Source organism: Paraburkholderia elongata (assembly GCF_013177735.1).
GTDB classification, from domain to species: Bacteria; Pseudomonadota; Gammaproteobacteria; order Burkholderiales; family Burkholderiaceae; genus Paraburkholderia; species Paraburkholderia elongata.
In genome coordinates, this window is the sequence record NZ_WOEZ01000118.1 from 1 (window position 1) to 6,354 (window position 6,354).

General features: G+C 60.6%; 4 protein-coding genes and 1 pseudogene. All 5 read left to right on the top strand.

Annotated features, from left to right (window positions below; all coding sequences use genetic code 11):
* Positions 1-1,043 (top strand): oxaloacetate-decarboxylating malate dehydrogenase (maeA, locus tag GNZ13_RS22105; protein ID WP_172168046.1); only part of this gene is annotated, 1,043 nt, incomplete at its 5' end.
* Between the two features lie 177 nt (positions 1,044-1,220).
* The gene (gene aspT / locus GNZ13_RS22110) at positions 1,221-2,903 is read left to right on the top strand and encodes an aspartate-alanine antiporter (protein ID WP_172168048.1); all 1,683 of its coding nucleotides are present in this window, start codon (positions 1,221-1,223) and stop codon (positions 2,901-2,903) included.
* 174 nt (positions 2,904-3,077) lie between these two features.
* Positions 3,078-4,379, top strand: coding sequence for a chloride channel protein (locus GNZ13_RS22115; RefSeq protein ID WP_172168050.1), 1,302 nt, complete (start codon positions 3,078-3,080; stop codon positions 4,377-4,379).
* A 50-nt stretch (positions 4,380-4,429) separates the two neighbouring features.
* Positions 4,430-4,642: pseudogene (locus GNZ13_RS22120) on the top strand (IS3-like element ISAzo10 family transposase); the annotation flags it as partial.
* 81 nt (positions 4,643-4,723) lie between these two features.
* The gene (locus GNZ13_RS22125) at positions 4,724-6,166 is read left to right on the top strand and encodes an ISKra4 family transposase (protein WP_172168052.1); all 1,443 of its coding nucleotides are present in this window, start codon (positions 4,724-4,726) and stop codon (positions 6,164-6,166) included.
* The last annotated feature ends 188 nt before the right edge of the window (positions 6,167-6,354 follow it).

A 6,354-nucleotide genomic window follows, 5' to 3' on the forward strand; every position in this document is an offset into this window, starting at 1 on the left:
AGCAGCTTCGCGCCGACCCCTTCTATATGGGCACACGCGAGCCGCAGCTAACGGAAGCCGAGCTGGACGAACTGACCGAAGAGTTCATCGAGGCCGTTCAGGTCGTGTTCCCGAACTGCTGCATTCACTTCGAAGACTGGAAAGGTACGGACGCCATTCGAATGCTCGACCGCTACCGCGACCGCGTCCTCTGCTACAACGACGACATCCAGGGCACCGCGGCAATTATGCTTGCCGGAATTGCGGCGGCCATGAATCAGACGGGGGGCCGCCTGGTTGACCAGCGCATCTTGTTCCTCGGAGCCGGGTCCGCCGGGATCGGCATCTCGAAGCTGATCGCTGCCGAGATGCAGACCAAGGGGCTTTCGCGAGAAGATGCGCGTTCGCGTATCCGTCTTTTCGACATAAACGGTCTCATCGAATCGTCGCGCACCGATCTCACGGAAGCACAAAAGGTCTGGGCACACGACGACAAGCCGAGCAACAACTTCCTCGACGTGATCGAAAGCTTCAAGCCGACCGTCCTGATCGGCGCGTCGACGAAAGGGGGCGCATTCACGAAGGAGGTCGTCGAGGCAATGGCGCGGTTCAACGAAAAACCGATCATCTTCGCGCTGTCCAATCCGACAAAGAAGGCCGAATGCACGGCCGAGCAGGCCTATACGTGGTCGGACGGCCGTGCGCTCTTTGCGGCCGGCGTGCAGTTTCCGGAGTTCGAGGTAAACGGGCGTCTGCACCGGCCGGGTCAAGCCAATAACTTCTACATCTACCCGGCGATCGGTCTCGCGACATACGCGTGCCATCCGACGCGACTCACCGACGAATGCTTCATCGTCGCAGCACACGCCACGGCCGATCAGGTCGGGCCCGCCCTTCAGGCGAAAGGCATGCTGTATCCGAGCCAGGACAACATTCTTGAAACTGAGATCACGACGGCATGCCGGATCGCCGACTTCATGTTCGACGCCGGACTCGCTCAGGTAAGCCGTCCGCCTGACATACGCGCCTGGATCGAAACGTTCCTCTACCAACCCGGATACTGAGCAGCCGACGGTCTATAGGGGCTATGGTCGCCGCGTGGCCTCCGTGCCACGCGGTGCGACAAGCCCCGCCTTCCGTACAGATTCCATCGATCGCACGGATGTTCCTCATTCGGTACACGCATTGCCTTTCATGGATAACCGACTGTGCGAGGCCGCTAACCAACGGAGTCACTTGTCGTGGAATACATTGTCGAAACACTCCAGAAACACCAGGAAATCGCACTTTTCCTTACGCTCGGCGTCGGCTTCTGGTTCGGAAACAAGAAGCTCGGGTCGTTCAGTCTTGGCGTCGTCACGTCGACGCTGCTGGCCGGGCTGTTGATCGGCCAGATCGGCATCAAGCTACCCGGCGTGATGCAGGCCACATTCTTTGCGATGTTCCTGTTCTCCGTGGGCTATTCTGTCGGCCCAGGGTTCATTCGTGCGATGCGAAGCGACGGACTGCCCCAGGTCGTTTTCGCTGTCATCCTCTGCTTCGTTGGGACGGCCACCGCAATCGCCCTTGGCAAACTGCTTGGGTACAATGCGCCGCTCGCATCAGGCCTGCTGTCAGGCGGCTATACGAACTCGACCGTACTCGGGGTCGCCACCGATCTCGTCAGGCAGTCCGGTATCGCCGGCGCGCAAGCGCAGAGCGCGCTGGCGCTCATGTCGGTGGCGTATGCGGTGACCTACCCTTTCGGGACGGTCGGTTCCGCGTACCTGCTCGCGAACATCGCGCCAAAGCTCATGGGTTTTGATCTTGCGCAAGAATGCGAAAAATATGCACGCGAACACGGAGTCGGCGGCGCGATCGGCGCCACCGCGTACCGTGAATATTCGGCGCGCGCATTCCGGCTGTCGAATACGGCGCTGGCCGGCAAGACCGTGCTTGAGGTCGAGACCCTCTTCAACCACGAAGTCTTTGTACGACGCATGCGGGTTACCGAGGGTGCAGCCATCGTCGACTGCGCGCGCGACACCGTGCTCACCGAAGGTGCTGTGGTCGCCGTGTCGGGAGGCCTCGCCGGACTCCTCGCGCACGAGGACCGCTTCGGTCCGGAAGTGAAAGACGTCCCGCTGCTTGAATTCCCGACCGAGCAACTCGACGTCGTCGTCACCAACAAGGGCTATGCCGACAAGAATCTCGGCGAGGTCGTCGACACGCTGTTCGGCCAGCCTGGTCGCGGCGTGTTCCTCTTGAAGGTCACGCGCGCCGATGTGTCACAGCCGATGCAACGCGAGCTGCAAGTGAAACGGGGCGACGTGCTGACGATACTCGGCGCGCGTCAGGACGTCGATAAAATCGCGAAAGAGCTCGGTTACGCAGACCGTCCCGTCCAAAGCTCCGACATGGTGTTCATGGCCTCCGGCATCGTCATCGGCAGCCTGATCGGCGCGATCACCATCCACATCAATCACATCCCTTTCAGCCTCGGCACCGCGGTCGGCGCGATCGTAGCCGGGATCGTTTGCGGCTACCTGCGTGCAACCAGGCGCACGTTCGGACGTATCCCCGAGGCTGCCGTCTGGGTGTTCAACAACGTCGGCCTCAACGGCTTCATCGCCTGCGTCGGGCTTGACGCTGCACTCGGCTTCGTCGGTGGCCTCAAGCAATACGGCCTCGTTTTGTTCCTCGCCGGCGCGGTCGTGACACTCGTGCCACTGATCGTGGGTCTCGTGCTGGGTCGGTACGTGTTCAAGTTCCCCCCCGCCATTTTGTTAGGCGCGTGCGCCGGCGCGCGGTCGACGACGGCGGCGCTCGGCGCGCTGCAGCAAGAAGGAAAGTCGAACGTGCCTGTCATCGGATATGCAACGGGCTATGCGCTGTCGCGGGTCGTCATGGCGCTGATGGCGATTGTCGTGGTCAATGTGTTCTAGCCGCGCTTGCCGCTTCGGGGGTAGCTGCACATACCTGGCCACGCAGCCCCCTTTGAATCACGGAGGCTGTTGGCTGAAGCCATACCGGGGGCGCGGCTCCAGCGAGTCGCGCCATGGCCCCAGCCGATGCATCACTTGCGCCTTGTTATCAGTTACCTCCTCTTGCGACACATCATGGCTACCGAACCATCGTCACTTGGCAGCTTGCACATCCCATATCGCCGGTTCCCCGTCCTCGCCGCAGTTGTCGTGTTGACCGGCGTCGGCGCCGGACTCGGCGGCATGCTGCTGGCGCTTTTGCTCCACGCGATCCAGCATCTGGCGTACGGTTACAGCCTCAGCCACGCAGCGAGTGGCGAGAGCTTCTTGAGCGGCGTGAGCGCCGCAACGCCCGAGCGGCGGCTTGCTGCGCTGGTCATTTGCGGCCTCGTAGCGGGCTTGGGGTGGTGGGCGCTTTACCGCTTTGGACGGCCGCTCGTAAGCATTAAGCAAGCCGTCAAGCCAGACGGCTTTCGCATGCCCGTGACCAGCACCGTCGTGCATGCCTTGCTGCAAATCGTCACGGTCGCGCTGGGCTCGCCGCTCGGCAGGGAAGTGGCGCCACGGGAGATTGGCGCTGTATGGAGCGACTGGCTGGCGCGCCGGGCGGGATTGAACGCTGCCGAGCGTCGCATCATGGTCGCCTGCGGTGCAGGGGCCGGGCTGGCCGCCGTCTACAACGTGCCCTTGGGCGGCGCACTCTTCGTACTCGAAGTCTTGCTGGGCACCTTCGAGTGGTCGGCTCTTGTGCCGGCAGTGGTCACTTCGGTCATTGCCGCGGTAACGGCCTGGCTAGCGCTCGGCAACGACCATCAATACGAGGTTGGGCAACTGGCGTTGAGTGAACCGCTCGTCGTATGGTCGGCGATTTGCGGTCCTTTATTTGGAGTCGCTGCATGGGGATTCACGCGTCTGACTGAAGAGGCGCGTGCGCGCGCCCCGAAAGACCGGCGCTTGCCGATGTATTCGCTTCTCAATTTCGCGGCGATCGGCGTGCTCGTGATGGTTTTCCCCCAATTGGCAGGCAACGGCAAGGGGGCGGCCACCCTTTCGTTCGATAGCGACCTGACCATCGGGCTGGCCACTACGCTGCTCGTTCTAAAGGTCGCCATTGAAGTGAGCACCCTGCGAGCAGGTGCGGAGGGTGGGTTGCTTACGCCGGGTTTGACGAACGGAGCGTTGATTGCCGTCGTGCTCGGGGGAATATGGAATATGCTTTGGCCCGGCACGTCGCCGGGTGCATACGCGATCATTGGGGCGGCGGCCTTTCTTGCCGCATCAATGCAAATGCCCCTCACTGCATTGGTGCTGATGGTCGAGTTCACGCGGGTCAACCACGACTTACTCATACCGATACTGCTGTGCATCGCAGGATCGATATCTACATTCAAGTGGATGGTTCAAAGGCGTTTCATGCAGGTCCCCGAGTCAGAATAGATGTCGCCTCTATAGAATCCGAAACCGTGGGGCAATAACGGAGGAACGAAGTGGCCAGATACGGCCAAGCATTTAAGGGCAAAGCAGTAGCGCGATTGTTGCCGCCTGAAAGCGCTTCGGTGGAAGCGGTTGCCAACGAGCGGAGCATTTCGACGTCAACGCTCGAACGCTGGTTTGCGGATGCGCTGTCCAGGCCCGCTCGCGAGCGGGCCTGGACAGCGGCGGCCCGGTTCGAGGCGGTGCTGGCAACCGCTGCAATGGATGTTGGTGGAAGCCGTTAAAAAGTCTGGGAGACGAGCGCACAGCGGGGTATCGTATCCCTAACGACGAGACCAGGAGCCACCATGCGATGCACGATCGTTCTTGAGTTCGATAACGGCGATGGGAGTGTGGTAAAGCGGGTTGAGGTCATGCGGTTGCACAGGCCCATCGAAGACCAGACGCCCGGAGACGTGGGACTGTCACTCAGTGAAGGCAAGTCTTTGCTCAATTGTGTGCAGCAGGAGTTCGTTGTCGAGCAGATCGAACGTTTTTTTGCCTCGCGTAGATCCTGTGTGGATTGCGGCGTCCAGCGTCGCCTGCATGATAATCATTGCTCGGAGCTGAAGACCGCGTTAGGAAAGGTTTACTATTGCCGCGAACGATGGAAGGCCTGTAATTGCGGTGCTGACGGCGCAAGATATGTTTCTCCGCTCAAGAACTACCTGACGGAGGCAAGTACCGGTGAACTGAGATGGCTGCACGCGGAGCTGGGCGCCACGATGCCCTACCGGCAAGCCAAGGCCGTCATGGACCTTCTGCTACCCACCTCAGGTCGCGACAATCATGTAACCATTCGCAACCACACCGTGGCCATCGGAAAATCGATACAGCACGCACGGCCGGTGCGTCGGTGGTGCGAGACGGAAAAACCGATTGCGGAGCTTGGCATTGACGTCGGCTATGTCCGTCGCGCACGTTGCAATCGCAAGGGTTCGGGCAAGGAAAATCGCGCAGAAGCCGGGAACCGGTCGTCGTCGATCGCAGTCGTCGTTGCTGCTTTGGGCCAAGCCGGTAAGCAGCCACGAGTGTGGGCTTCCGCCATGCCGCGCACCAGGCGACTGAATCAAGAAATGACACGATTCCTCGAGGACAGCGGATACGGGGATCCTAATGAAGTCGTTGTCCTGACTGACGGAGCTCGGGACCTGGCCGGCGTCGCTAATGATCTCCCATACGATAACGAGTGGATTCTCGATTGGGCACACATCGGGCGGATGTTGCGACGCGTTGAGCAGGCTATCGCGCCTCTGGCATATGGGCGACTCACGGACAGTGGATCAGCGTTTGAACTGTGGGATCTGTTTGTCCGCTTCCGCCACTACGTTTGGGTCGGACGCACATCGGCCTGGCAGCAGTTTGCAGCTAGACTCGCTCACTCGCTTGATCTACGTGAGACACGAGATCCGGCAGTGAGCAGCCAAGTCAGGAAAGCGAGCTATAGCCTCTCGAATGTGTGCACGTATCTCGACAGCAACGCTGAGTCGCTGATCGACTATCGCACATGGCAATGTGCGGGAGGGCGGATCTCCACCGGCTTCGTCGAATCGTCAATTAACCGAATCGTTGGCCGTCGAATGTGCAAGAGCCAGCATATGCGCTGGAGTCGCGTGGGGGCACACAGTGTCGTGCAATTGCGCGTCGCGTTGTTGAACCAGGAATTCCACGAACTCGCGCGACGACAGTTTCCGTGGATTGGACAGCGACGTGTTACGTGGCCTTGGCAACGAACATCCCAGCCTTTTTAACGGCTTCGTTGCTCCAGCTCGGCACCGCCGTCCGCCGTTGGAAGCGCTTCGGTGCGCAATGGGCAATGATTTTGAGCGGAGGCCAATCGGCATTGGCGGGTGCGTTTTTTTTTTTTCAAAACCGCGCGCCAAAGCCGAGTGGGCTCCCCCCCAAAACATTTCCCCTTTCGCCCCCCAGCGCTTCCCAC

Bases quoted from the DNA above. Each gene is read 5' to 3' on its own strand.
- GNZ13_RS22125 (WP_172168052.1), top strand. From the start codon at position 4,724: ATGCGATGCACGATCGTTCTTGAGTTCGATAACGGCGATGGGAGTGTG.
- GNZ13_RS22115 (WP_172168050.1), top strand. From the start codon at position 3,078: ATGGCTACCGAACCATCGTCACTTGGCAGCTTGCACATCCCATATCGC.